General features: G+C 60.1%; 23 protein-coding genes. 13 read left to right on the top strand and 10 right to left on the bottom strand.

Annotated elements, in window-relative coordinates; all coding sequences use genetic code 11:
• Positions 1–146 precede the first annotated feature (146 nt).
• The 8 genes from EXR36_06340 (at position 147) to EXR36_06305 (ending at position 8,364) form a co-directional block, all read left to right on the top strand.
• Positions 147–1,166 (top strand): hypothetical protein, encoded by a 1,020-nt coding sequence (locus tag EXR36_06340; GenBank protein MSQ59260.1) that lies wholly within the window; start codon positions 147–149, stop codon positions 1,164–1,166.
• A gap of 188 nt (positions 1,167–1,354) precedes the next feature.
• Positions 1,355–3,289 carry a DUF1598 domain-containing protein gene (locus EXR36_06335; GenBank protein MSQ59259.1) on the top strand — a complete coding sequence of 645 codons (1,935 nt, stop codon included), beginning with the start codon at positions 1,355–1,357 and terminating at the stop codon, positions 3,287–3,289.
• Between the two features lie 21 nt (positions 3,290–3,310).
• Positions 3,311–4,390 carry a tetratricopeptide repeat protein gene (locus tag EXR36_06330; GenBank protein ID MSQ59258.1) on the top strand — a complete coding sequence of 360 codons (1,080 nt, stop codon included), beginning with the start codon at positions 3,311–3,313 and terminating at the stop codon, positions 4,388–4,390.
• A complete protein-coding gene (locus tag EXR36_06325; protein ID MSQ59257.1) occupies positions 4,387–4,776 on the top strand; it encodes a hypothetical protein in 390 nt (129 codons plus the stop codon). Before EXR36_06330 ends, EXR36_06325 begins: the two co-directional genes overlap by 4 nt.
• 108 nt (positions 4,777–4,884) lie before the next feature.
• Positions 4,885–6,012 carry a hypothetical protein gene (locus EXR36_06320; GenBank protein MSQ59256.1) on the top strand — a complete coding sequence of 376 codons (1,128 nt, stop codon included), beginning with the start codon at positions 4,885–4,887 and terminating at the stop codon, positions 6,010–6,012.
• A gap of 314 nt (positions 6,013–6,326) precedes the next feature.
• Positions 6,327–6,602 carry a hypothetical protein gene (locus EXR36_06315; protein ID MSQ59255.1) on the top strand — a complete coding sequence of 92 codons (276 nt, stop codon included), beginning with the start codon at positions 6,327–6,329 and terminating at the stop codon, positions 6,600–6,602.
• Positions 6,603–6,864: 262 nt separating this feature from the next.
• Positions 6,865–7,632, top strand: coding sequence for a glycosyltransferase family 2 protein (locus tag EXR36_06310; GenBank protein ID MSQ59254.1), 768 nt, complete (start codon positions 6,865–6,867; stop codon positions 7,630–7,632).
• Positions 7,633–7,773: 141 nt separating this feature from the next.
• A complete protein-coding gene (locus EXR36_06305; protein MSQ59253.1) occupies positions 7,774–8,364 on the top strand; it encodes a hypothetical protein in 591 nt (196 codons plus the stop codon).
• Positions 8,365–8,380: 16 nt separating this feature from the next.
• Here the strand turns inward: EXR36_06305 and EXR36_06300 are convergent, their stop codons facing one another.
• The 4 genes from EXR36_06300 to EXR36_06285 form a co-directional block, all read right to left on the bottom strand.
• Positions 8,381–9,889, bottom strand: a complete 1,509-nt coding sequence (locus EXR36_06300; protein ID MSQ59252.1) for a CHASE2 domain-containing protein — start codon at positions 9,887–9,889, stop codon at positions 8,381–8,383.
• A gap of 34 nt (positions 9,890–9,923) precedes the next feature.
• Complete coding sequence (locus EXR36_06295) at positions 9,924–10,151, bottom strand: hypothetical protein (protein ID MSQ59251.1); 228 nt, start codon at positions 10,149–10,151, stop codon at positions 9,924–9,926.
• Positions 10,152–10,162: 11 nt separating this feature from the next.
• A complete protein-coding gene (locus tag EXR36_06290; GenBank protein ID MSQ59250.1) occupies positions 10,163–10,681 on the bottom strand; it encodes a hypothetical protein in 519 nt (172 codons plus the stop codon).
• A gap of 197 nt (positions 10,682–10,878) precedes the next feature.
• Entirely contained in the window at positions 10,879–11,259 is a 381-nt protein-coding gene (locus EXR36_06285; GenBank protein MSQ59249.1) for a hypothetical protein, read from the bottom strand.
• A 313-nt stretch (positions 11,260–11,572) separates the two neighbouring features.
• On the opposite strand from EXR36_06285, the gene msrA reads away from it, so the two are divergent.
• Positions 11,573–12,121 (top strand): peptide-methionine (S)-S-oxide reductase, encoded by a 549-nt coding sequence (msrA, locus tag EXR36_06280; GenBank protein ID MSQ59248.1) that lies wholly within the window; start codon positions 11,573–11,575, stop codon positions 12,119–12,121.
• A gap of 63 nt (positions 12,122–12,184) precedes the next feature.
• On the opposite strand, the gene EXR36_06275 is transcribed toward msrA, so the two are convergent.
• From EXR36_06275 to EXR36_06255, 5 genes are all read right to left on the bottom strand, one after another.
• Positions 12,185–13,861, bottom strand: coding sequence for a VWA domain-containing protein (locus EXR36_06275; protein MSQ59247.1), 1,677 nt, complete (start codon positions 13,859–13,861; stop codon positions 12,185–12,187).
• A gap of 186 nt (positions 13,862–14,047) precedes the next feature.
• On the bottom strand, positions 14,048–14,395 hold the full coding sequence (locus EXR36_06270) for a hypothetical protein (GenBank protein ID MSQ59246.1): 348 nt from the start codon (positions 14,393–14,395) through the stop codon (positions 14,048–14,050).
• 3 nt (positions 14,396–14,398) lie between these two features.
• Positions 14,399–15,754 (bottom strand): DUF1446 domain-containing protein, encoded by a 1,356-nt coding sequence (locus EXR36_06265; GenBank protein MSQ59245.1) that lies wholly within the window; start codon positions 15,752–15,754, stop codon positions 14,399–14,401.
• Complete coding sequence (locus EXR36_06260) at positions 15,751–16,278, bottom strand: hypothetical protein (protein MSQ59244.1); 528 nt, start codon at positions 16,276–16,278, stop codon at positions 15,751–15,753. The genes EXR36_06265 and EXR36_06260 overlap by 4 nt, the downstream gene beginning before the upstream one ends.
• 53 nt (positions 16,279–16,331) lie before the next feature.
• On the bottom strand, positions 16,332–17,498 hold the full coding sequence (locus EXR36_06255) for an ATP-binding protein (GenBank protein ID MSQ59243.1): 1,167 nt from the start codon (positions 17,496–17,498) through the stop codon (positions 16,332–16,334).
• 153 nt (positions 17,499–17,651) lie between these two features.
• Here EXR36_06255 and EXR36_06250 point away from each other — a divergent pair, with 153 nt between their 5' ends.
• From EXR36_06250 to EXR36_06235, 4 genes are all read left to right on the top strand, one after another.
• The gene (locus tag EXR36_06250; GenBank protein ID MSQ59242.1) at positions 17,652–18,707 is read left to right on the top strand and encodes a cyclase family protein; all 1,056 of its coding nucleotides are present in this window, start codon (positions 17,652–17,654) and stop codon (positions 18,705–18,707) included.
• A gap of 34 nt (positions 18,708–18,741) precedes the next feature.
• Entirely contained in the window at positions 18,742–19,875 is a 1,134-nt protein-coding gene (locus EXR36_06245; protein ID MSQ59241.1) for a thiolase family protein, read from the top strand.
• Complete coding sequence (locus tag EXR36_06240) at positions 19,872–20,225, top strand: DNA-binding protein (protein ID MSQ59240.1); 354 nt, start codon at positions 19,872–19,874, stop codon at positions 20,223–20,225. Before EXR36_06245 ends, EXR36_06240 begins: the two co-directional genes overlap by 4 nt.
• 146 nt (positions 20,226–20,371) lie before the next feature.
• Positions 20,372–22,492 carry a CoA-binding protein gene (locus EXR36_06235; GenBank protein ID MSQ59239.1) on the top strand — a complete coding sequence of 707 codons (2,121 nt, stop codon included), beginning with the start codon at positions 20,372–20,374 and terminating at the stop codon, positions 22,490–22,492.
• Between the two features lie 6 nt (positions 22,493–22,498).
• Here EXR36_06235 and EXR36_06230 read toward each other — a convergent pair whose 3' ends face one another.
• Positions 22,499–23,476, bottom strand: coding sequence for an LTA synthase family protein (locus EXR36_06230; protein ID MSQ59238.1), 978 nt, complete (start codon positions 23,474–23,476; stop codon positions 22,499–22,501).

Here is a 23,476-nt window from a genome sequence, read left to right as displayed (position 1 = left end):
TCACGCCATACCGCCATGCAAAGCCAGGAAGTGCGGACATTCTCTCAGAGGACGCCGCCGCGGGCCACAGCGTTAGAATGAATTCGTCTTCCCCGCTTGGCGCGAGGTTAATACCCCGCCCGCGAAGCCCCCTTGAATGCCATCCCATGCAAGAACTGCCCGATCCACGCCTCACCTTCCTGAGCGGTACTCAATCTTTACCGGAGACTTTGCGCGCCTTCGTGGATGAAGGCCTGGGCGGGTCCAACCGGCGTGCATGCGTGATGGCCATCGAACGCATTCTCGAGGACGGTGCCGGTGAGGAAGTGCGCTCGCTCCTGGCCTGGCGGGGGCCGCCCGCGTTGGTCAGAACCCTCCGGAATTGCGTCCAGGAGGCCGTTGACGGACCGGTGGATGCCGCGCTACGAACGCAGATCTTCGCCATTCCCGTGGTGGTCGTGGCAGGCGCGCTGGCGCCGGCGGAGATAGGCATGGTATTGCGAGATGTGGAAGCGGTGCGAGGCATCTTCCGCTCCGCGGGATGCTTGGGCCCCAGCGAGAACTTGGTATTTCACCCGGGCCTGTGCACTGAGCAAGTACTCGGCGCCTTGCCTCCCGTCGACCTCTACCTTCGCTCGCGGTTGCGGATGGAAGGCCATGAACCCGCGGACCTACCCGCCGCGCCCCTGTGCATTCCAGTTCCAGGACAATCAGTCCACTTGCGGTTCCTGGCGGGTGCCACTCTCGTTGCTCGCGGCGCTCCAAGTTTTTGCGAAACCGCGGGCGAGACCGGCCGCTGGGGCGCTGCCTTCACACAGGAAATTGCCGGCCAATTACGGCAGCCGGGCGCCACCTTGCTGCCCCTCGCGCGCGCGCCGCAGGCCCTCTATCAGGCCCTATCCAGCGGGCGCTACTGCCGTGAAGAGATGGCTTTCCAGCTTGCCCTGAGCGATTCCTTGCGTGAGTTTCGCTCCAGGGTGGGAGATCCGCACGCCCGGCTTCACGCTTGCGGCGAGGACTGCGCCGCCGTTGAGCTATCTTCGCCTTGGGATACGGAAATCCGCGCTCACCGTTGGCGGCTTCAACCCGGGGACGATTGGGCGAAAGTTACCCAAGGTGCGTTGCGATTTCTGCGGGACTGCAGGGTACGGGAGGTGCGGGTGGACTGCCTCTCTCACGCAAGTTAGCCATGGCATGCGCATGAAATATCCGGCGACGCCGAGAACTATCTATCAACCATCCTTTATTTCCGCCGATATGATGCCGTGTCGTGCCCCTCCGGCGCGCGCGGCACGACACTGGGCTACTACGGTATCCAGATAGCTACACCAAAGTGCCGGGTCGGCTCTCACTCGAAAAACGGAACGGGACGAAGATGAATCATCGGATTTTTTATTACCGCTCTTGGCGTGCCGCCGCATTGGTGATGACCCTTGCCAGCGCCCACGTGCATGCCGGTACGCGAGGGGACGCATCCCCCGTGGCCGGCCGGTCCATGGCCCTCATTATTGAACCACCGCCGCCACCGCCCGAAGCGGCGTGGCCGCGCGTGCGCCAAGAACAACTGTCATTCGCCGAGCGCTTGAAAGAGTGGGGCATGACCGTGGAGATCGAGCGCAAAGACGAACTCGCGATGGAGAATTCGCCCAATCTATTCACGTTTTCCATGTCGTGGACGGGGCCTTCGAAGTTCGAAGTACAGGTGGGTGTGCAAACACCGGAAACAGCACTCTCCCCCCGAGCGGGTTTCAAATACAAGGGCGAATTTAGCGACGAGGGCATGCAAAGCGCCAGCAGCGCGAAGATTGAGTTCTCCAATGGGCAAAGGTTTTCCGTGGCGCTCACCTCCTCGGAGCGAAGCGGATTGGGCTACGAAGTGGGTTTTGGAATCGAGCGGGCTTTCGCCGAACTACAGGGAAAATTCGACAGCACCGCGCCCGTACCAGTGTCCTACAGCACGGAAATAAATCTCACGAAACTCTACAGAATCGCACAGGGTGCCATGCCTGGGCCGGACGAGGCCGGCAGTGTCAAACTGAAAATTAATCCAGAAACCTATGCTCACCGTTTTCTCCAATTTGCCCCGCGTTTCGCCGAATTCTCCGCCGGGCCGGCAATGCAGGCGGCCAATGCGGTCACCATACAGGCCAACCCAATTCTACTTGCCGCCGCAATCACTAACGATGTCTCATTGTGGGCTCGCCAAAAGGCCGTTGCCTCCGTTCGCCAAGGGCTAAAGGAAGAGCTTCCAAAGGGCGTCAGAATTCATTTCAACGACCATCTACTCGCGCAGATGCTGCAAAAAGGCGGAAAGTCCCGGAGCCGCGATGGGTTCAACCGCTTGGCGAACGAATTGGAGAGGACCCGCGATTCGGAGACGCGCGCGGCGTTGGTGCGAGACTACATTAAGACATTGAAAGCGGTTTACCGGCAAGATAGGCCGAGGCGTATAGCCACCGACGTGACGCTCGTATCGCTACGAGCCCTTGTTACAGCGGCGGAGTCCTACGTTCGAAACTGGAACGACCTTCCCGCACCGGTACGCGCGCCGGGTGGAATCGCGCGCATCACAGGATATCTGCTTGACCAGGCGCGCGACGATGTGTTGCTGATCGGCGAAACTATTCCTGGCGCACCCGCATTGACCATAGACGATCTGATCGTTGGGGTGCGCGCCGTGTGGAAAGACGATGCCACCCCGTTTTGCAGTCTTGATCCCGATCCGGCCGATCTCGGTGGCGACCAGTATGTGCGCGTGAGTGGCGTGCCGGCGGACTCAGGCTTTGCGCGAACCATGGTCGAGGCCGATTACACGATGAAGCGCTTGATGGCTGGCCTCGGCTCGGCCACATCCCCGGGCTACAAGAGTTATCTGGATCTGATGCGCCATGCGCTGGAGCAAGGCAACACCGCTGATGTTGCCAATCGGTTTTGGTTCTATCCGGCTCCATTGGAAACCGGCGACATCGAGATCTCTCCGGACGGCGCCTTGGTACTTTTCAAGACCGGCGTGCAAGTGCTCTCCGAGCAAATGGTGATATCGCAAGACGGTCTGCTTGGCACGGGAGATGTCGATGCGATCGCCGACCAGTGGGCGGCTGGATTGACCAAGGCCCTGCCCGAACTGGCATCCACGCACCCGGAGTTCCAGCGTCTGCATGGATTGTTCGATGTGGTGCTGATGGCCAAGACTTGGCGCAAGCTGGATGCCAACTCGCAGTGGTTCGCGCGCTTGGCGGCCTTGCCTTACACAAAGGCCAAGTTGCCGGTGTCCTACAAGGGGGTTGAAGCGGTGGTAATGAAGGATTAGGCAAGGGGCGGCGCCTACTACTTGAGGGGCGGCGTTCACCTACGTACCGCCGCCAACGCGCGCGCGTGGCTCGTGGCGGACCAGCCGGAGGATATTCGCCTCGCCGCGCGCGACCAAGCAAATGCCATCGCGCGCCCGTTGACCGGCCAAAGCCTTGTGCTGCCGGCCGCAACGCGCAGGCAGGCGAGCACGATGGACGTCGCCACCATATTGGCTCTGCTGCGCCGCGGGAACATCGGGAAGGCCGCGGGCGAACTACAAAAACTGATTGAAGCGGATCCATTGGATCCGGAACCATGGTGCCTGCGGGCGATGATCAATCTACACGAGAAAGATTATGAACCGGCGCTCGCAAACGCGGGCCGCGCGCTGGAACTGGATCCGAGCGATCCTCGCACAGCGGTGCTCGCCTCGGTCCTGAGGTTTCATGCGCACTATTTGATGGGCGATGCAAACGCGGCTCTGTCCGATATCGAGGTCGCCGTTCGCGTGATGCCGGATAATACGCGCGCGCATCTCCTCAAAGCCGAAGCACTGGGTGCTTTGGAACGAATCCCCGAGGCCCGCGCCGCGTATAGGCAGGCCTTGCAACTCGATCCACTCTCGGTGCCGGCCAACGTGGGTCTTGGATTACTGGAGATCTCCCAAGGTTGGGTGGTAAGGGGGAAAAAGTTGGTGGGGAAGGCGCGCTCGCAGATGAAGGCGGAGGCGGATATCCCGGCCATTAAAGCGGCACTGGCCTTGGCGGAGCTAGGCATCGCAGTGCTCGGGGACGCTGAGACACATCTCGCCGCTTCGCGGCAATATGCCGCCGAGGTGCTGGCCAATCCGGGCGCCGACCCGCTCTCGCGCATCAGGGCATTGACGGTTCACGCAATCCTTGCGTTGGGCGCCGATGATTTGCCAGCCGCGGATGAGTTTGTCCGGCAGGCGTTGAATCTCGCACCGTCCAACCCCGGCCTTCTACTGCTATTAGTGGATTGGGCTCACAACGCTAAGCGCGACGAGGCAGCCCGTCATTATCTCGCCCTGGCGGAGCGAATCTCCCCCGATTTACCCGCTGTCAGAAGGTTTCGCCGTTCTCTGGGCGTTACTCCATGAAATCATTCGTCCTGCTTCTCCTTCTTCTGTGCCCCTCTTTCGTCCTTGCGCAGTCCGCCGGGCTTGAGCAATCGTCTGCCGTGCGGTTGCGTTTTGCCCCTGTCGCGGGCGACTTCTTACGTATTACATTGTCCGAGAGTGAGACTGATACCAAGCTGGACCGTACCGCGCGCATGGCGTCCGAGGATCCAGTGCTGGAAGGATTCTTGGCGGGGTTGGCGCCAACACAACAGACGATCATCGCAAAAACCATAGGCATCGACTGGAGAATTCAAGACCCAGATACTGAAGGAAATACGGTCATCGCCGCAAGCTATGCCTTTATCCAGGCCGAGTTCACGTTGGGCAGGGAGGTCATGGCATCCGTAACCAACTTCGGGGCCTAGGAGGTGGTCAATCCCGGGGCGAGATTCGTACTTGATACCAGGCAAGATATCTTGGCGAGCAATCCTGTACTAAAGGCGCCAGGCACGCAATCCGCGGGAGCCGGCGAGATGCTCACCATGCTTGAGTGGGCCCGGGACACCCTTAACCGTTCGATAGCCGGCCGCTCTTTCATTCTCGTAGTCTCGCCTCATGGTGAGTTGCTTGCGGTGCGGGGCATGGAAGCGATCATGGATCAATATCGTAGTGAAATGAGCAGGCGCGTGGTGCCGTTTGACGTGCGCGCTCGCCAGGATGCCATGATTGAATCGTTTTTCGGTGAAGATACGATCGGCAAGACCATGACGCTGAGCCTGCTTTTACCCTATCCGGCGCGGCCGGTGCGTCCCGGAGATAGCTGGTCCGATCGCCACGAGTTCGAGATTGCGGGCCTGAAAATGACCTTGTCGCGTACCTTGGCTCTTGACGCCGAGCCGGGTGAGGACGGACAAGTGTCTCTTTCCGGGTCGGTGGAAATGGTGCCGCGGAAAGAGGGTTGGGTGATCGATTCACGGCAGGCATCCTGGAGCATGAGGTCGCAGGTGGATGCGGCAACCGGGATGTACAGCACGTTGGAAGCAGAAGGCCACATTGATCTCACGGCGCGCGAGCGCGGCGTGCCGGCGGATGCACCGCCATTGCTGGAAATGGATCTTCGCACGACCAGTTCCGCCACCGTCACGCGGTTGGCGCGAAGGGATCCGAACGATAAGCGGCTCTGGGTGTTTCACGGAGGTTTCGGGGCCTATCGACTGCGTCTTGGAAGCGAATGGACAACTGGCGCCATGGACGAGCAGATCGCGGGCATGTTATTTAGCGTTTATCGTCATGCCAGAAGCGATGCGCAGCTAACAGCCACTGTACGGTTACCTTCCCTGGAGTACGAGCGCGAGTATCCCTTGAAAGATTCCGCAGCCAGGATGATGGCTATTTTCTCCGGGGACGCCAGGCGCCCTGTGAAGCTGAGCTGGAGCAAGTTGTTCTCAGCCGGCCCGGTGCGCTGGGTGCGTTTTCGCGTGGAAGTGCCCGGCCACAATGGCGGCCCGCAACGGACCTACTGGGCGCAGCTCGGGTACGGCGCGCATCGTTATTATTCGTTTGAATTGATGAGTCCTGGAGCTCCTTCGCAAGAAATGGATGCAGAGATCTCCGAGATCTTGGATAGCATCACGACAACCGAGGCGGCGAGTCAGCGGTGAGTGCCAGGCTGCGAGCGCTTGGCTAGCAAATCTTGAACGCTCCCCGATTAGCGGGGGAACTCTTGGCGGGCACCGCGCATAACGTGATATTGCAGCCTAGAGGTTGTGAGCGGGGTGCCGATATAGCTCCCGGCGGCCAGTATTCGCTGGTGGCCTAACCAGCCGAAAGGAGCACTATGATCCGTAACGCACTCATCCTCGCCCTGTCCGTGGGGGTCTTTAGCGCATCGCAAGCCACGCTCGCCGCCGAGCCAGCAAAGCAGGCCAAGGACAAACCGGCGGCGAAGACTCACGCTACCTCCAGCTAGGGAGAAATCGCCCAGTGGAAAAATAAGCCATTCGTCGAGCGTTTCAAGCACGCCGATGCCAACGGCGATGGCAAGCTTTCGCAAGCCGAAGCGTCGCAAGGCTTTACGCCGGATCTCGCCAAGAACTTCGCCGCCGTGGACGGCAACAAGGATGGGATGATCACATTGAAAGAACGCAGCGCTTTCAATGTGAAAAAGGCAGAGCACTCCGCGGCCTCCGCGTCCAAGGACGAGCCGGCGCATAAGGCCAAGGGAAAACCCGCCACGGCCAAGAAAAGCTGACGTAGTGCGGCGCCCTCGCCGGCGGGGCGCGGGCGCCTATCGTTGGTTTGAAGTCCCCGCGTCCCTGCTGGTTGCACCGGCCAGGGGGATTTCACTGATAACATCCGAGCCCGCCGCCCAATTTTCGTGCTGTTCGTAGAAGCACGTTCGCCCTGATCGTGAGCTTGTCGAACGATCGAAGGGCGTGTGAACCCGGGCACACTTCGCGGCAAAGCAGTATCGTGGTTTTCCCAATTCGCTCCATTCTCTCCAATCCGCGCGCGTGAGCATTTCGGTCATCGTCATCACCAAGAACGAAGAAGCCGCCATTGGCCGCTGCCTTGAGTCCGTCAAGTGGGCCAGTGAAATTGTCGTGCTCGATTCCGGCAGCACCGACCGCACCGTGGAAATCTGCCGCCGGTACACCGCCAAGGTTCATGTCAGCGAGGATTGGCCAGGCTTCGGCCCGCAAAAGAATCGGGCACTCGATTTGGCCACGAGCGATTGGGTGCTTTGCCTTGACGCGGATGAATGGGTAAGCGACAAACTTCGCGATGAAATCCAGAGAGCCGTCGCGTCGCCCGGTAACGAGGTGGCGTTTCGCATACCGCGTCTGTCCAGTTTTTGCGGCCGTTACATCCGCCATTCCGGCTGGTGGCCCGACCGTGTGATCCGTCTGTTCAAACGCGGCCACGCGCGCTTCACCGATTTGCTAGTGCACGAGAACATGAACGTGAGCGGTACGATAGGCGCACTGCGCGAACCCTTGATGCACGAGAGCTTCACCGACCTGGAAGACGTACTGGACAAGATGGACCGTTACTCCACCGCCAGCGCCAAGATGCTCCACGCCCAGGGTAAGCGTGCCGGACTGCGCTCGGCCGTCTTGCGCGGCCTGTGGGCGTTCATCCGAACGTACTTTTTGCGAGCAGGATTTCTGGACGGCCGCCACGGCTTCATGCTGGCCGTATCCAGCGCGGAAGGCACCTACTACCGCTACGCGAAGCTTCGCATGTTGTGGGCGACGGAGGCTGGGTCCTCAAAGAAGTAAGGAAGAGCAGGGTTACCGAGTAGCAGCGCGGCCTCATAAGAGACATTTGCGCGTGGTCTGTCTATCGAAGGATAGATGGATTTCGAAACGGCCTGGAGGTATTCTTGGCGGATCGTCGATTTGTAAGAGGGGACGTTGCCGGTGAAAACGTTGATCGTCATGGGCCTCGCCTGCATGCTGGGCGCGTGTGCTACGGAGCGGTTGGTTACGGACCAACTGGCGCGAGTGGCCAAGGACTGGTCACTCTCGATTCGGGCGAGCCAGATCATTCCTGTCTATCCGCTTACGGAAGATTTGCAACCCGGCGATGTCTTCCTCGTGCAAACGCCAGTGGAGGATCAAGTCCGTATCTACACGGACAAGGGTTTCCTGCCACTGGAAAACCATCTTGCCCGTTTGTCTATTGAGGGCTACTCCGATTTCTATCGTGGCTGGCCTCACGTGGAAGATGGAAAGAATGCACCACCCAGGCATTGGCAGTTTCCGGATGGACAAGGAACGCAACAGCCTAATTTCGATAACGCTCCCCTGGCGGCATTCCCCTCATACGGATTCTCCGTAAGCCGAAGCATGGGATTGAGCGTGGCAATTCCCGTTCAGTCGGTGCCGGTGGGCCTGAATCTGCTGGACAGCGGATCCGCCACAGGCACCATCACGTTGAAGGATGCGTACACCTATGCGCTTCCAGCAAGAACGGTATTCGATTCCATACGCACTACTCTAGAATGCTGAATTATTAGAGGTGCCATTATGTCTTGATCCTCAAGGAGTCGACCCAGTAATTCGCGTGCTTTTTCATCACGCAAGCGATGGGCGAATAGGGCTGCTGTTCTACGATGCCCAAGGGAATTACGATGGGAAGCCAACTATTGTGGGCTCTAAACAAAACCAGCGCTGCAACGAGATACACGGCACCCGTACCCGCCGCGGCGAGGAATCCCATGGCCGTGGGCCAGTACAAGCTAATCCCCAGCGGGACAAAGGCGAGCAGCGCGACGATGAACAACGCCAAGGCGGTGGGAGCCCGCCGCAGTTGCGAACCGTCCAGCAGATTGGCGAACACCGTGGCGGCCAATTCCACGCCGCTGAAATGCACGCCGTCGCCGCGTGCGAAGTAGGATTCGAAGTGATCGAGCTGCTCGGGCCGGGCAGATTCCGAGTAACCGATAAATACCGCTCGTCCTTTAATTTTCTTCTTCATTGCCTCCGAGGCGGCAGGTAGTAAAAGGTCCTCGTAGCTGAGGGTATCCAGCGTTCCTGGCGGGCCGTAGAAATTCGTCTGGATGACCGGTTCCGAAGCGAGGGTGGAAATCCAACGCTGGGCCGCACTCTCCGCACTTTTTGTTGTCCGCCCGTACCTGGGGACGCCATTGCCTGGCGAGCGAAGCAGTTGCCGTAATTGGAGCGTCGTGGCCTCCAATTCGCCCGGAACGAACAACTCCGCCTGGGTGGCGGGAAGGCCCCAGGCGGGGGACGTTCCACCAGAAATCTCGCGCAGGACGTCCGGATAGGCCTGCCTCAATTGAAACAGCATGGCCAGTACCAATACGCTTGGGCGCGGCGTATCCGGCTTACTGTAGAGGTACACGCGCCCATAGGGCGGCTTCACATCGGCGATATGATAAGGCCCAATCCCGAGGGCCTCCCGGCGGATCGCTTGTGTCAGCGTCGCCGCGTTGATGTTCGATAAGCCGGACGACAGTTGTGGGTTGGCCTGGTCAAGAGTCTCATAGACTTTGGTGGCCAGGAAGACATTCTTCGCTTGGCGCATGGCGCCGGCCAATTGCTCATCTTGCGTGGCGCGAACATCCTCGCCATCCACCACGAATGGATCTCGCTCGCGAAAGGTAAGGTCGAATACGATGGTGCTGGCTCCCATCGCATGGAGCGCATCCACCAGCCTGGCGTGGACGCACCGGGGCCAATCGGCGACGCGCGAGGCGGGCGGCAGCTGCCGGTGGGCCGGGGGAAGTGCGCCAATTTTCAGATCCTCGCAACGTTGGTACGGGCCAATAGCCGCGGGGAGACCCATGCGCTGGGCCGCGGAATCGTTGATGGACACCACGGACACGCGATCCGGGGGCGGCAGCGTGCCACGCAATCGAAACAGAAGCCTCAAGCCGAAATCCCGGCCTAGCTCTTGTCCAAAGTCGGCGGTCTGAAGAATGACGCCGGCAAGGGTAAGGCACAGTCCCCCATAAATGAGGACCAGCGCTCTGGGCGCCGATGCCAGCCAATCCCCCCCTCGGATCGCCATGGTCTATTGGAGTGAATGCACCGGCGGGAGAACCCTATCGAGCCCCCGTGCGAACCCGCTCGCGGTCCGCCATCAGGCGCTGGGTGATGAGATACATGATGTAGAAGGCGAACTGAGGATTGAGAAAATAGCAGCGCCGCACTTCGTCGAAAGTGAGCGTGAACAAGTCCACGGCGGTCTTGCAAAATGCCGTGCAGGTGCGCCGGTGTTCCGGGGCGAATACGCCGATTTCTCCAAATAGCGCATGCGGTGCCATATCCACGCCAATCTCCTTTAGAGCGACAATGCCACGCTGCACATATAGATCTTGTCCCCCACGTCGCCATGGCGAAACAACACGGTTCCTTTGGGGTGGCGCTCATGAGTCATGGTCGAGAGCAGCCATTTCATGTCCATGTGGCCGGTCTGCGCGCGGCGAAGCTCCTCGGGATCGACATTATTGAGTTGAAGATAAAACGCTATGGCCTCGCAGCGGCTTCGCAACTTGAGTTTGGTGAAGATGCGGTTCATGTGGACTTTGACCGTACCTTCGGAGCTGCCGCGGCGTTGCGCGACCTCGAAGTTGGTGAGGCCCTGTGCGGTGAGAGCCAAGACCTCCGCCTCGACTTGGGTGAGCCCGTAGTCTTTCACGCTGGCGTCAAAGCGCCAAGCCTGTTCAGGCTCCGCCTCGCCGTTGGAACCGCTTCTAACGTGCTGCGCGCTGAGCGAAAGCCCCGCGCGAAAGCCGCCCGTGGCCAGTTCCGTCCCTGGACCAGGGTTACCGGCGACCCGGGGGGGATCCGTCAGGTTCATGGATTTCTCTCCGTGCGTTTTATTGTGCCCCGTTTTGCCGCGATGGAAAAAAAGACCGAGGCGCGAGCGGTGAGGCTCGAACCCCGGATCCAAGACAGCTCAGGAGGAGATTCCGCGGGCCAATACTTCCGGCCACGCAAAGAGACTACGCCAGCCTTTACGGTGCGGCCATATGTCCAAGGATATATGCGAGCCGCTTAGTGATCGCGGGCGACGCTTTGCTCGCTCTTGCGCACCTTGGCTGGGATGGACCCACCAGAGCGTCCCATTACCACCTCCACCGGGCTGCCCCGTAAGTCGCGAGACGCAACCGTAGCCTCGGTGTTCTGGCCGAGGGTAATTGGAGGCGCGCTACGTCCCAGGATATTGGAGACGTCAAGCCCGCTGGCGTTCGCCGTGACTTTTCGTTCCACAAAGCAGTGAGCGCTCATGCTAGGGGCCGAGGCTCGCCACGAGACGCTGGACACGTCGCGCGCCATGGTGCACACCGGGTCGTTGGCGCCCGCGTTGGCTTGCAGAGCGGTTAAGATCGCCAAGGCTGGCAGGGTACCGATTCCGAATAAGAGTCTAGTATTCATGGAAGTTCCTTTGAAAGGGTTAATGGGCTGGGTTCTTCGAGACCCTTCGCCGTGAGCCTCTTGGGCAATTTGTATTGCGAGCGTTCACGGCATGGCGCCAGAGTAGTGAGATGCGGATGAAAGCGAAATTGGACCAAGGATATACATCGTTGGTTAGGAGGCTAGGCGAGAAAATTGTTGTACGCTAGCGCGCGTCTCTTACGTCGTTTTTTTCCCCTCCCTCGCCCTCCGGGAGAGGGACCGAGGGTGAGGGAAAAATACGTCATGAATTATGAAAGCATAGATAGATAAGCGAGAAAATGGAGAACATCACATGAGCAGTGAAAAGCGCGAGACCGCCACGCTTGCGGGCGGATGTTTTTGGTGTATAGAGGCGGCGCTTCGGCTGGCAGCAGGCGTGGAGAAAGCCGAGTCGGGTTACATGGGCGGCGCCGAATCTAACCCAACCTATGAAGCGGTTTGTGGCGGGGATACGGGCCACGCCGAAGTGGCGCGGATTACTTTCGACCCCGCCGCGATTTCGTTTTCCGGTTTGCTGGACATGTTCTTCGTCATCCATGATCCGACAACCCTTAACCAGCAGGGTAACGACGTCGGATCGCAGTACCGGTCCGTGATCTTCTATCATTCGGGCGAGCAGAAACGCATCGCCGAGGAAAAGATCGCACAACTCATCAAAGACCGGATCTTCGACGATCCCATCGTCACTGAAGTAACCCCAGCCACGGAATTCTTCGCGGCCGAGAACTATCACCAAGAGTATTTCCAGAAAAATCCCAACCCGCCTTATTGCCGCTTCGTGGTGGCAACCAAGGTGGATAAGATGCGTAAGCAGTTTGGGGGGAAACTGAAGAAGGCGTGAGGCGTGAGGCGCCGCGAGTGAGATCGCCTCACGCCTTTCGCCTCACGCCTCACCGCAAACCGCCTATTGCGCAATATCCAAGCGAGATTCAGTATTCGTGGCCAGATTCCTGGCTATCTTCACCAATTCCAGAAACTCCCTGCGGTAACCAAACTTGTCCTCCGAGGCCGCGCTTTGCGCTAGGCGGTGGATGTCTTCGTAGCCGTAGTTACCGAGATACTTGCCGCCCTTCAGTTCCTGGCCGAAGGCCGCGACGGCCACCGCGAAACGAAATTCTGGCGAAGCGGCTTCCATGTTTTTGCGCTCATCTTGCAGGCGTATGGCGGTCTCCATCAGCTTGCTGTCGCTGCCATTCGGATCCTTGTGCCGTAGTCGCAGGAGGGCCACTTCGTCAGTACGGGAAGCGTGTTGAGGGCTTTGTTGGTAGCGTAGCGGATCGGTGAGGCTCTTGCCGTGGCCGCGAAGACGTATCTCGTAGAGCGCCGTCACCGTGTGGCCCGCGCCGATGTCGCCGGCGTCCACCTTGTCGTTATTGAAATCCTCGCGGTTAAGCGCGCGGTTCTCGTAACCGATAAGGCGGTACTCGGCCACCGTGGCAGGATTGAATTCAACCTGAATCTTCACGTCCTTGGCGATGGTGGCTAGCGTGGAAGTGAACTCATCCACCAATGCCTTGCGCGCCTCGTTGAGCGTATCGATGTAACTGTAGTGGCCGTTGCCGGCACCGGCCAGTTGCTCCATCAATTGATCGTTGTAATTCCCCGTGCCGAAGCCCAATGTGGAAAGGGAAATTCCGGTCTTGCGGTATTGTTCGATGAGGTTCTTCAGCGCCTCGAAGTTCGTGACGCCCACATTGAAGTCCCCGTCCGTGGCCAGCAACACCCGGTTGATACCATCGGGAATGAAGGCTTGCCGCGCCACGCGGTAGGCCAGTTCGATGCCCGCCGCGCCGTGAGTGGAACCGCCCGCGGAGAGGCGGTCCAGGGCCGCGAGAATCTTGCCTTGATGGGCACCCGATGTGGGTTCCAGTACCACGCCCGAGGCTCCGGCGTAAACCACGATGCCGACCTTGTCTTGCGCACGAAGCTCTTTCGTGAAGAGTGTGAAGGCGGATTTGAGCAAAGGTAATTTGTTGGGCTCGTCCATGGAGCCCGACACGTCGATCAAGAACACCAGGTTGGCCGGAGGCAGCGATGCTTTAGCCAAGTCCTTTCCCTTGATGGCGATACGCAGCAAATGCGTATCGCGGTTCCAAGGGGTGGCGGCGATTTCGGTGTGTGCCGCGAAAGGATCGTGATTGGACGGGCTGGCGTAGGCGTACGGAAAGTAGTTGATCATTTCCTCCACGCGCACCGCATCCGCGGGTGGCAATTGCCCGTCGTTGAGGAAGCGGCGCACGTTCGCGTAGGAACCCGTATCCACGTCGATGCTGAAAGTGGACACCGGATGTTCGAAAACGAGTTGCACCGAATGCTGAGCGATGTGCTGGTACTTCTCGGTGTTTTCCGGAAGCGGGGCGTAGCGGGAAAATTCGCCGGACTGTAAGGCAGGCGAGGGGACCGCTGGGTAAATCCCGCGCTTCGCCACCGCGGATTCGCCGAGGAAGAGTTTTTCTTCCCGCATGTGCCGTTGCGGTTCTGCTTTGCTTTTCGCTAGGGAATTGTCCTTCGCGGGCACATCTAATTCTTTGAGAACCTCGGAAGAAGGTTGCGATGGCGGTGCCGCGATCTCATCGCCCATCGAGATCGTATTAGCCGCCGTTGGCGGGTTCTCGTTACCGTGTTGCTCCGGAGCGGAGCAAGCGAACAGCGCAAGAACGAATGCAACGTGAAATATTTTGCGCAACCAAGCCATGACCTTCTCCTTTTGTAGAAAACCTGCCTATAAACGCGGGGTTCTCGCAAAAGGGGTTAAGGCATGGATGCGTTATTTCATTCCCACCAGAAACGAGCGCATGGAGTCCGGCACCTCCAATTCCAAGGACAACACCCTGGAGGACAGCGACTTTCCATAGTTGTCCAAGCACAAGCTGCGCGATACGCCGCCGCCCAAGGCTTCGTACGCCACGAAGTTGAGCGCGCCGATGTTATCCACCTCGTAGCGTTCCACGCGGCCATGCACCACGCCCGCGTAGTGCGCCTTGAAGCGCTCGGCGCTCAGTTGTTCCTTGAGCAACGGATAGAGTTCAGGCGCATAGGCGATCACGCAAACGTTGGAAGTATTGCCCTTGTCGCCGGAGCGGGCGTGGGCCAGGTGTCTCAAGGGAACTCGCATGGATCAGCTCTCGAAAATCCGAATGGAAGGATGAATCTTGTCGCGCGCCACGAGCGAAGACCAGATGCCGATGATCTCGCGCGTACGCTCTTGGTGGGGCACGCGCTTGCCGGTCATGCCCACGCCCGAGACGGCCATGCCATCCACTTCGCGGCCCACCTTGACGGCTTCTTCTCTCGTCTTGGTGCGCGCGGCCACCCGCACCGCGACCTCGTAGGGTTCAGGCGCATCGCGCGGGGTCATGTCTGCGTGAATCGCGTTCAGGCCGAGGAAGTCGATACGAAGTTCCTCGGCTTGAAGCTTCACGATTTTGAAGCGCTCCTCCAGAATTTTCTTGGCCAATTGCGCGCGCTGTAGGGCGCCCGGGCCGGCGTAGAAGAACATATCCTCGCCGATAAAGCCTTCGATGCAACCGATGGAAACCTTCAGGGTGGGTGTCCTGGGTTTACCGCCGATGTGGGTCACGCGCACCCGGTCCGGTCCCGTTTGCTCAAGCTTCGCGGTGGTGAAATCCACCACTACGTCTGGCGTGATGTAGTAGGCGGGGTTGTGCACTTCGTAGAGCATTTGCTCCTTTACCGTTTGTAGATTGATGACGCCCCCGGTGCCGGCCACCTTCGTAATCACCACACTGCCATCCGCATTCACCTCCGCGATGGGGAAGGCGAGATTCCAAGGTTGCGGTACTTCCTTGAAACCGGGGTCGGCGAAATATCCGCCGGTGATCTGCGCGCCGCATTCCATCAAGTGCCCGATGCCGTTTCCCGCTCCTAGTTTGGCGTGATCGAGGGCATCCCAACCGAATTCGTACATCATGGGCGCCATGAAAATGGAGGGGTCCGCGGCGCGCCCCGTGACGACTATGTGCGCACCTTGCTTCAGGGCGCCAACGATGGGTTCGGCACCGAGATACACCTCGGCGGAAGCGATTTGGCCGGCCAGCGATGCGGTTGGTTTGCCGTTCTCCAGAATCGTCTCTGTGAGTTCGAACACGCGATCGTTGATGACGCTGCCAGAAACGGCGGCGACCTTAATGCCATTGGCGCCGAAGTGGCGCAGCCAATGCACGATGCGCTCGGCGGCGGCGTTGGGGTTGATCCATCCCTGGTTGGTGACGATCTTCGTGCCGCGCTTGAGGCAAGCGGGGAGCACCGCCTGCATGCGGTCGTCGAGATAGGTGTCGTAACCGGGGAAGCTTGGATCGCGCCGCGCTCGTACCTGGGCCGCGGAGACGGTGGCTTCCGCCATGGTCTCGAAGCACAGGTAATCCAGATCGCCTTTTTCCGCATTGAGCGCCGCGGGCTCGATACGGTCGCCCCACCACGCGGAACCCGCGCCAATCCTGATCGTTGTTTTCATTTCGTGAGTTTGTCCAAGTTATCGAGTCCCGCATCGAAATCTCTTCCTACCATGCTGTGGATCATCAATCCGAACCAGCGCATCAAAGGATTAATTCCTAGCTCCGTTTCAAAACTCCACGTCACTTTGGTGCCGCCATCCGCGGGTTCGAGAGCGATCTTTCCCTTAGCGGTAGAACCCATATCCGAGAACGTTACCGTGTAGGCGAGCTGCTTGTTGGGCTGCGCCGAATCGAACATCATCGATCCATTGCCTTCGGATTTTGACTCCCACGCCCACCTGGCGCCGGCACCTGATTCCGCGCCTTCGTAAGTGATCTTCATATTGGGATCGCGCCGGTTCCAAGCCGCCCACTTGGGCCACTGCTTGGGGCCGGCAATCAGAGGCCACAGCTTTTCCGGCGGTGCCGCCATATCGCGCGCACGTTGCGCCGATTGGCGGCCGGGAAGAAAGAAGGTGACGATAGTCATCATCAAGAGCAATGCGAGCAAAACGAGTACGGCCTTTCTTATCGGCTTCATCATGACCTCCACGGTGAGATGATGCGGTAAGCGTCATATGCTAACCAATCTTTCGGTTAGCGCGTTTCTCCTTCCCTTGCTATGGCCTCGAGCGCAGCCGCGCAAGGTAGCACTTCGGTGCGCTGATTTAACCGGTAAGGCTCGGCGCCGGGATAGACGATGTATAAGGCGTCGAGCTTGAGATCCCGGAGTGCGATGGCCATGGATTTCGTTGCGCGCGGGGCATCCGCGTACTTTACCTCGACGCCAATGCGCCGTGTTCCCAGCATCAGCACCAAATCCAACTCGGCGCCGCTTTGCGTTGCCCAGAAGTACGCGTTGCGCTCACCCGCCTGTCCGACGATTTGTTCGATGACGAAACCTTCCCAGGAGGCGCCGAGTTTTGGATGAGTTCCCAGGGCACTCATGTCGCGAATGCCTAATAGGGCATGCAGCAATCCCGAATCTCGAACGTAAATCTTAGGGGCTTTGATTTGGCGTTTACCGAGATTTTCGAACCATGGTTGAAGTTGCCGCGCCACCAGCGCTCCGCTCAGCACATCGATATGCCGGCGAACGGTGGTGTGGCCTTCGCCGAGCGAGCGCGCGATTTCGGAGACATTGAGCACTTGCCCATGGTAATGAGCCAGCATCATCCATAGCCTTCGCAGAGATGCAGCGGGCACATTGATACCGAGTGCCCGGATATCGCGCTCCAGGAAGGTGCGAACGAAATCTTGGCGCCACTCAAGGCTGTCTTGAAGGCTTCGTGCGAGGTAGGATCGGGGGAGGCCGCCTCGTACCCAAAGCCGGTCCAGATCGTTGGGACCGGTCTCCGCGAGACCGAAACCAGCCATCTCGACAAAGGCAATACGGCCGTCCAGCGTTTCCGAACCTTGGCGAATCAGCTCCGGAGAGGCGCTACCGAGTATAAGAAAGCGTGTGTTCTTTCGCGGCCGGTCCGCCAGCACGCGAAGCACGCGAAACAAGTCCGGGCGGCGTTGTACTTCATCGATCACTATCAACCCCCGCAGGCCGTCCAGGGCGGACATTGGTTGCTCGAGACGGGCGAGATGCAAGGGGTTCTCCAGATCGAAATAGGTGCTGGCGGAATCTTTCGCTATCTGCTTGGCAAGAGTGGTTTTGCCGCACTGGCGCGGTCCCAGAAGGGCGGTGATTGGCGAACGCCGAAGCGCCTTCTTGATCCGGGCGGTGAGGTGCGGGCGGTCCAATAAGCGTGCCATGATCCTTGCATTTTGATTGCCTGATGATCGAAATGCAAGGATCGGATCGGTAGTAAGGGAGATTCTTCATTACGCCATGCTCCGGGCGAGAGTCATAATAGCTTGCTAAACTCCGGCCCTTTAGCGTTCGCGGTAGACAATAACCACATGACCATGAATACGACGACCCGTTGGAAGCACCGCCCGGAAGGATCCACCTGGGGAGATTTCGGCCCCGACGACCAACTCGGCCGCTTGAACCTCCTGACACCGGCGCGCGTCCTGAAGGCCGTGCAGGAGGTGAAGACAGGAAAAGCCTTCTGCTTGAGCTTGCCCTTGGATTACCCCGGCGGCAATGTTCTCAACCCCCGCCGTCATCCGCCAGTGCTGCGGCCCACCTTGCGCAACGGCAAGCCCAACATGAATTATCAGTTGGGTAAGGATAATCCGGACATGACGGACGTCGTCAACGACGACGTCGCGATCATCCATCTGCAGTACTCGACACAGTGGGATAGCTTGGCGCACGTCGGCCAGCTCTTCGATGCCGATGGCGATGGACAGCCCGAGCCGGTGTTCTATAACGGTTACCGCGGCGGCACCGACATCGTGGGCCCGTCTTCCGCTGACGATGCGGGTGCGGTGGGTATCCTCCCGGTGAAGTCTACTTCGCATGCCAAGGCGTTGGGCGTGGAGAACATGGCGGCCAACTGCGTGCAGGGGCGGGGGGTGATGATCGACATTCACGCCCACGTGGGGCGCGAGCGTGCTGTGATCGGCTACGACAAACTCATGCGGATACTGGAGGCAGACTCCGTCGTCGTGGAAGAAGGCGACATGGTTTGCATCCACACTGGCTTTAGCCAGCTATTGCTCGACCTCAACCGCAAGCCAGATCTCCAAACCGTGGATAACTCTTGCGCCGTGCTGGATGGCCGCGATCAAAAACTACTCCGATGGATCACGGACAGCGGGCTCGTTTCCCTGATCGCGGATAACTACGCGGTGGAGGCCCATCCCGCCACCAGCCACCCAGGCTGTTGCGCGGCCTTGCCCATCCACGAGCACTGCTTGTTCAAGCTCGGCGTGAATCTGGGAGAGATGTGGTACCTCACGGAACTCGCCGCATGGTTGCGCGCGAACAAACGCTCCCGCTTCCTGCTCACCGCCCCGCCGCTGCGCCTACCCGGCGCGGTCGGTTCTCCGCTCACCCCCATCGCCACCGTGTAATCACGCGCCTTCACGCCTCACGCCCCACGCAAACATGTCTTTCCTCACCGGCCACGGCCTCCTCCCCTACGGCAAACACCCAGGACGCAACACGCTCGATCTGATGAGCGATGCCGCCACCTTGGCCTTGGCCGACGCGGGGCTGGAGCGCAAGGAGGTAGACGGCTTGATCTGCGCGTACTCCACCACCTTCCCGCATCTGATGCTCTCCACCACGTTCGCGGAACACCATGGCCTGGCCCCCACTTACGCGCATGGCGTGCAAGTGGGCGGTGCCACGGGATTCGCCATGGTCATGCTGGCGCATCACCTCGTGGAGGCGGGTGTGGCGAAGAATGTATTGGTCACGGCGGGGGAGAACCGCCTCACGGGACAGACGCGGGACGCGGCCATGACCACGCTCGCGCAAGTGGGTCACTCCGAATACGAAGTGCCCCTTGGCGCCACCATCCCCGCCTACTACGCGCTCGTGGCGAGCCGCTATTGCCACGAGTACGGTATTGGCGAACGCGAGCTGGCGGAACTCGCCGTGCTAATGCGTCGCCATGCCGTGATGCATCCCGGCGCGCAGTTCCGGGAGTCCATCACCTTGGAAGATGTGATGAAATCCAAGACCATCGCCGCTCCGCTCAAATTGCTCGACTGCTGTCCCGTATCCGATGGTGGCGCGGCCTTCGTGGTGAGCAAGGAGCGCATCAACGATTACGGTGTGCGCATCCTTGGAACCGGCCAGGCGCACACTCACCAGCATGTGACCACGGCAAGGAGCTTGACCCAGTTCGGCGCCGCCGCGTGTGCCCAGCGTGCGATGCGCGCCGCCAAAATCGAATTGAAGGATGTGCGCTACGCCGCCGTCTACGACAGTTTCACCATCACCCTCACCATCTTGCTGGAAGAACTGGGCTTCGCGCCACGCGGGCAAGCGGGCAACATGGCGCGCGATGGCCACTTCAGCCACGACGGCGCCGTGCCCTTGAATACCCATGGCGGCTTGCTTTCCTATGGCCACTGCGGTGCTGGCGGTGCCATGGCACATCTGGCGGAAACTCATGCGCAGATGACGGGGCGCGCGGCCAACCGGCAGGTGAAGGATGCATCGCTCGCCTTTTTGCACGGCGACGGCGGCGTGATGTCCTCGCATGTCAGCCTGGTCATGGAGCAAGTATGAGCGTGCTCGATTGGACTCACGGCGAGGCGGGCATCGCCTACCAATCATGCCCCGCGTGCCATGCCATCTGGTACATGCGGCGCGGTTTTTGCCCCGCTTGTGGCAACGTATCTCCCACTACCGCGCAAGCTTCGGGCAAGGGCGTGGTGTATGCCGCCACCGTGGTCACGCGCGCACCGGCGGAAGCGCTGCGCGCGTATGCACCGTACACCATTGTGCTTGTGGATTGCGCCGAAGGCTTTCGCGTGATGGCTCATGGCGAGCCCGGACTCAAAATTGGCGATGCGGTCGCCGCAACCTTTACCGAGTTTGGCGGACGCAACATTCCCTTGTTTCGTGCGCAGTCGTAATAATGCCAACAACGTCGCCCCCACCCTAGCCCTCCCCCGCGCTTCGCGCAGGGGAGGGCTTGCGCACCGCGACCATTCCCTCCCTTGCATGCGAAGCATGCGGGGGAGGGCTAGGGTGGGGGCGAATAACCACGCAATTTACAACCATGAACGAAGACCACAAAGCACCACTGCGGGCACTGCTCAATCCGCGCTCCATCGCCTTGATCGGCGCCTCGGAAAACCCCAACAAGATCGGCGGCCGGCCGCTGCTCTACCTGGGCCGTCACGGCTACAAGGGCAAGGTCTACCCCATCAACCCCAACCGCAAGGATGCGCAGAAGTACAAGTGCTATCCCTCGCTGAGCGCGCTGCCCGAGACGCCGGAAGTGGCGATCGTGGCGGTACCAGGTGAAGCGGCGGTCGAGGCCGTGCGCGAATGCGCAAGCATGGGCGTGCGCGCGACGGTGATCTACTCCTCCGGATTTGGCGAAACGAGCGATCCGCTTGGGGTGCAACGAGAACGTGCCATGGTGGAAGCCGCGCGGGCCAAGGGCATGCGCTTGATCGGCCCCAACTCGCAAGGCTTGGCCAATTTCGGCAATGGGGCGGTACTCAACTTCTCCACCATGTTCATCGAGACGCCGGCGAAGGACGGCCCCATCGGCATCATCAGCCAGAGCGGCGCCATGAGCGTGGTGCCTTATGCGTTATTGCGCGCGCGCGGGCTGGGGGTGCGCCATTGCCACGCCACGGGCAACGATGCCGATGCCAGCGTGGCGGAACTCGCCGCCGTGGTGGCGGAAGACCCAGACTTGAAATTGCTGTTGCTGTACCTGGAAAGCGTACGCGACGCGCAAGCCTTGGCCGATGCCGCGCTCATCGCGCGCGAGCGCGGCCTGCCCATCATCGCGCTCAAGTCCGGCCGCACGGCGGCAGGGCAGGAAGCGGCGCGCTCGCACACTGGGGCGCTGGCCAACGAAGACCGCGTGGTGGATGCATTCCTCGAGCAGCACGGCATCTGGCGCGCCCAGGATGTTAACGAGTGGGTGGGCTCGGCGGAACTCTACTTGAAGGGTTGGAAGCCTATGGGGTCGAAATCCATGGGCCGCAAACTGGTGGCCATCAGCAACTCCGGCGCGGTGTGCGTGATGGCGGCCGATGTGGCCACTGCCGCGGGCATGACCATGGCGCCGTTGAGCGCGAACACGAAGGAAGACCTGAAAAAAATTCTGCCGGCCTTCGCCACCACCACCAATCCCATCGACCTCACCGCCGCGCTGTTGAGCAACAGCGCCCTCTTTAGCCAGATTCTTCCGGTGATCGCCAAGGATCCCGCGGCGGACGCTTTCCTCATCGGCATCCCCGTCGCGGGCGAGGGGTACGATGTGCCCGCCTTCGCCGCCGATTCCGCGGTGTTCGCCAAGCGCACGGGCAAACCCGTGGTGGTCTCCGCGCCGCAAGCCGTGGTGGCTAACCGTTTCAAAGCCCAAGGCATGGTCGTGTTTACCACGGAAAGCGAGGCCATCTCGGCTTTGAATCAGTACCTTTCCCATCTGGAGATTGTCGAAACAGCCCGGCAAAGAGGCGGCATGGTGCCCATCGGGGTACTGCGCGAGGCACCGAAGGATCTCACCATGCTTGACGAAGCACAGAGCCTGAAAGCCGCCGCGCACTATGGATTGCGCGTGGTGGATCACCGCTATTGCGACAATGCCGAAGCCGCCGTGGCCGCCTTACATGAGTTCAACGAGCCGGTGGTCATCAAGGGCTGTTCGCCCACCATCGCCCATAAATCGGAGTGGGGCTTGGTCAAGCTCGGCGTGGACAACGAAGCGGACGTGCGCAAGCTCTACGACGATTTCGAGAAGACTTTGCGTATGGCCGGCGCCGTGACGAACGGAGTCATCGTCGCGCGCAAGGCCACCGGCCTGCGCGAGCTGATGCTCGGAGGGCGCATCGATCCGGTGTTCGGCCCCGTGGTCATCGTGGGCGATGGAGGCAAGTACGTGGAAGCCCTGCCGGATACCCAGATATTGCTGTGGCCCTTCAACGAAAGCGACGTCTATCGCGCCGTCAAGCGCCTGCGCATCGCGCCTCTATTCGACGGTATCCGGGGCGATCTACCCATGGATGTCATCGCGCTGGCCGATGCCTGCATGGCCGTGGGGCGGATGCTGAGCGAGCCGGATTCCAAGATCGTCAGCGTGGATTTCAACCCCCTCATCCTGGGGGCGCAAGGCGAGGGTTACCACGTGGTGGACGGCGTGGTCTATGAGAGCGCTTGACGCAGGCTAATCCTTGCCCATGCGTCCTTCGTGAAAGGCCGAACTCGCCGACTGGTAGTTGGCGATGGCCTCTTCCACCAAGTGCGGATCGTTGGCGGCGGGGCGGGTGCTGAAGTCTTTCCAGTCGATGGTTTCCACGCGAACTTTCTTGCCGGGTTCCAAGATCACCAGCTTGTCGTCCTCGATATACCCCACTTTTTGGTAGGTGCTGATGAGGGCGTGCTCCTCGCCTAGCGCGATCTTGTTCAAGTCGTGGCCAAAGAATTTGGTGGTGTAGCTCCAATTGAGCAGCCCCAGCAGCGTGGGCGCCACGTCGATCTGCGCCGTGAGGCGGTCCACCGTCCGTGGCGGGAAGATCTTGGGTGCATGGAGCATGAGAGGAATGCGGTAGCGTGCCACCGGTAGGTCCGTCTTGCCAGCGCCGGAAGCTTGGTGGTCGGCGACGATGACGAACACCGTATTGCTGAACCAGGGCTTGCTTTGCGCGCGTTTCAGGAAATCCCCGATGGCCCAATCCGCGTACTTCACGGCACCATCGCGCCCGCTCTTGGAAGGAATATCGATGCGCCCCCCGGGATAAGTGTAGGGCCGGTGATTGGAGGTGGTCATGATGTGGGCGAAGAAGGGTTTGCCCGCGCGCGCATCCTCGTCGAACAACTCCATGGCCTTGGAGAAAAGATCCTCGTCCGCGATGCCACATGCATTCTCGTGGTGAATCTTTCCGCTTTCCACGGAAGTACGGTCGGCGGCCTCGTACCCGTTGTTCGCGAAGAAGTAATTCATGTTGTCGAAGTAATCATATCCGCCGTAGATGAAGCGGCTCTTGTAGCCTTTCGAATTGAACACGGAGGCCAAGGAAAACAGTTTTTCGTTATGCGGGCGGCGCACGATGGAACTTCCCGGCGTGGGCGGGACGGAGAGGGCGAGGGCTTCCAAGCCGCGCACTGTGCGCGTACCCGAGGCGAAGGCGCGGCTAAAGAACAT

It is taken from the genome of Betaproteobacteria bacterium (assembly GCA_009693245.1).
Classification (GTDB): domain Bacteria; phylum Pseudomonadota; class Gammaproteobacteria; order Burkholderiales; family SHXO01; genus SHXO01.
This window is presented reverse-complemented; position numbering and strand designations above follow the sequence as displayed.

Excerpts from the sequence above, each read along its gene's own strand:
- EXR36_06340 (MSQ59260.1), top strand. The coding sequence starts at position 147 with ATGCAAGAACTGCCCGATCCACGCCTCACCTTCCTGAGCGGTACTCAA.
- EXR36_06335 (MSQ59259.1), top strand. The coding sequence starts at position 1,355 with ATGAATCATCGGATTTTTTATTACCGCTCTTGGCGTGCCGCCGCATTG.
- EXR36_06325 (MSQ59257.1), top strand. The coding sequence starts at position 4,387 with ATGAAATCATTCGTCCTGCTTCTCCTTCTTCTGTGCCCCTCTTTCGTC.
- EXR36_06320 (MSQ59256.1), top strand. The coding sequence starts at position 4,885 with ATGCTCACCATGCTTGAGTGGGCCCGGGACACCCTTAACCGTTCGATA.
- EXR36_06300 (MSQ59252.1), bottom strand. The coding sequence starts at position 9,889 with ATGGCGATCCGAGGGGGGGATTGGCTGGCATCGGCGCCCAGAGCGCTG.
- EXR36_06290 (MSQ59250.1), bottom strand. The coding sequence starts at position 10,681 with ATGAACCTGACGGATCCCCCCCGGGTCGCCGGTAACCCTGGTCCAGGG.
- EXR36_06285 (MSQ59249.1), bottom strand. The coding sequence starts at position 11,259 with ATGAATACTAGACTCTTATTCGGAATCGGTACCCTGCCAGCCTTGGCG.
- msrA (MSQ59248.1), top strand. The coding sequence starts at position 11,573 with ATGAGCAGTGAAAAGCGCGAGACCGCCACGCTTGCGGGCGGATGTTTT.
- EXR36_06275 (MSQ59247.1), bottom strand. The coding sequence starts at position 13,861 with ATGGGCGATGAGATCGCGGCACCGCCATCGCAACCTTCTTCCGAGGTT.
- EXR36_06270 (MSQ59246.1), bottom strand. The coding sequence starts at position 14,395 with ATGCGAGTTCCCTTGAGACACCTGGCCCACGCCCGCTCCGGCGACAAG.
- EXR36_06265 (MSQ59245.1), bottom strand. The coding sequence starts at position 15,754 with ATGAAAACAACGATCAGGATTGGCGCGGGTTCCGCGTGGTGGGGCGAC.
- EXR36_06260 (MSQ59244.1), bottom strand. The coding sequence starts at position 16,278 with ATGATGAAGCCGATAAGAAAGGCCGTACTCGTTTTGCTCGCATTGCTC.
- EXR36_06255 (MSQ59243.1), bottom strand. The coding sequence starts at position 17,498 with ATGGCACGCTTATTGGACCGCCCGCACCTCACCGCCCGGATCAAGAAG.
- EXR36_06250 (MSQ59242.1), top strand. The coding sequence starts at position 17,652 with ATGAATACGACGACCCGTTGGAAGCACCGCCCGGAAGGATCCACCTGG.
- EXR36_06245 (MSQ59241.1), top strand. The coding sequence starts at position 18,742 with ATGTCTTTCCTCACCGGCCACGGCCTCCTCCCCTACGGCAAACACCCA.
- EXR36_06240 (MSQ59240.1), top strand. The coding sequence starts at position 19,872 with ATGAGCGTGCTCGATTGGACTCACGGCGAGGCGGGCATCGCCTACCAA.
- EXR36_06235 (MSQ59239.1), top strand. The coding sequence starts at position 20,372 with ATGAACGAAGACCACAAAGCACCACTGCGGGCACTGCTCAATCCGCGC.
- EXR36_06230 (MSQ59238.1), bottom strand. The coding sequence starts at position 23,476 with ATGTTCTTTAGCCGCGCCTTCGCCTCGGGTACGCGCACAGTGCGCGGC.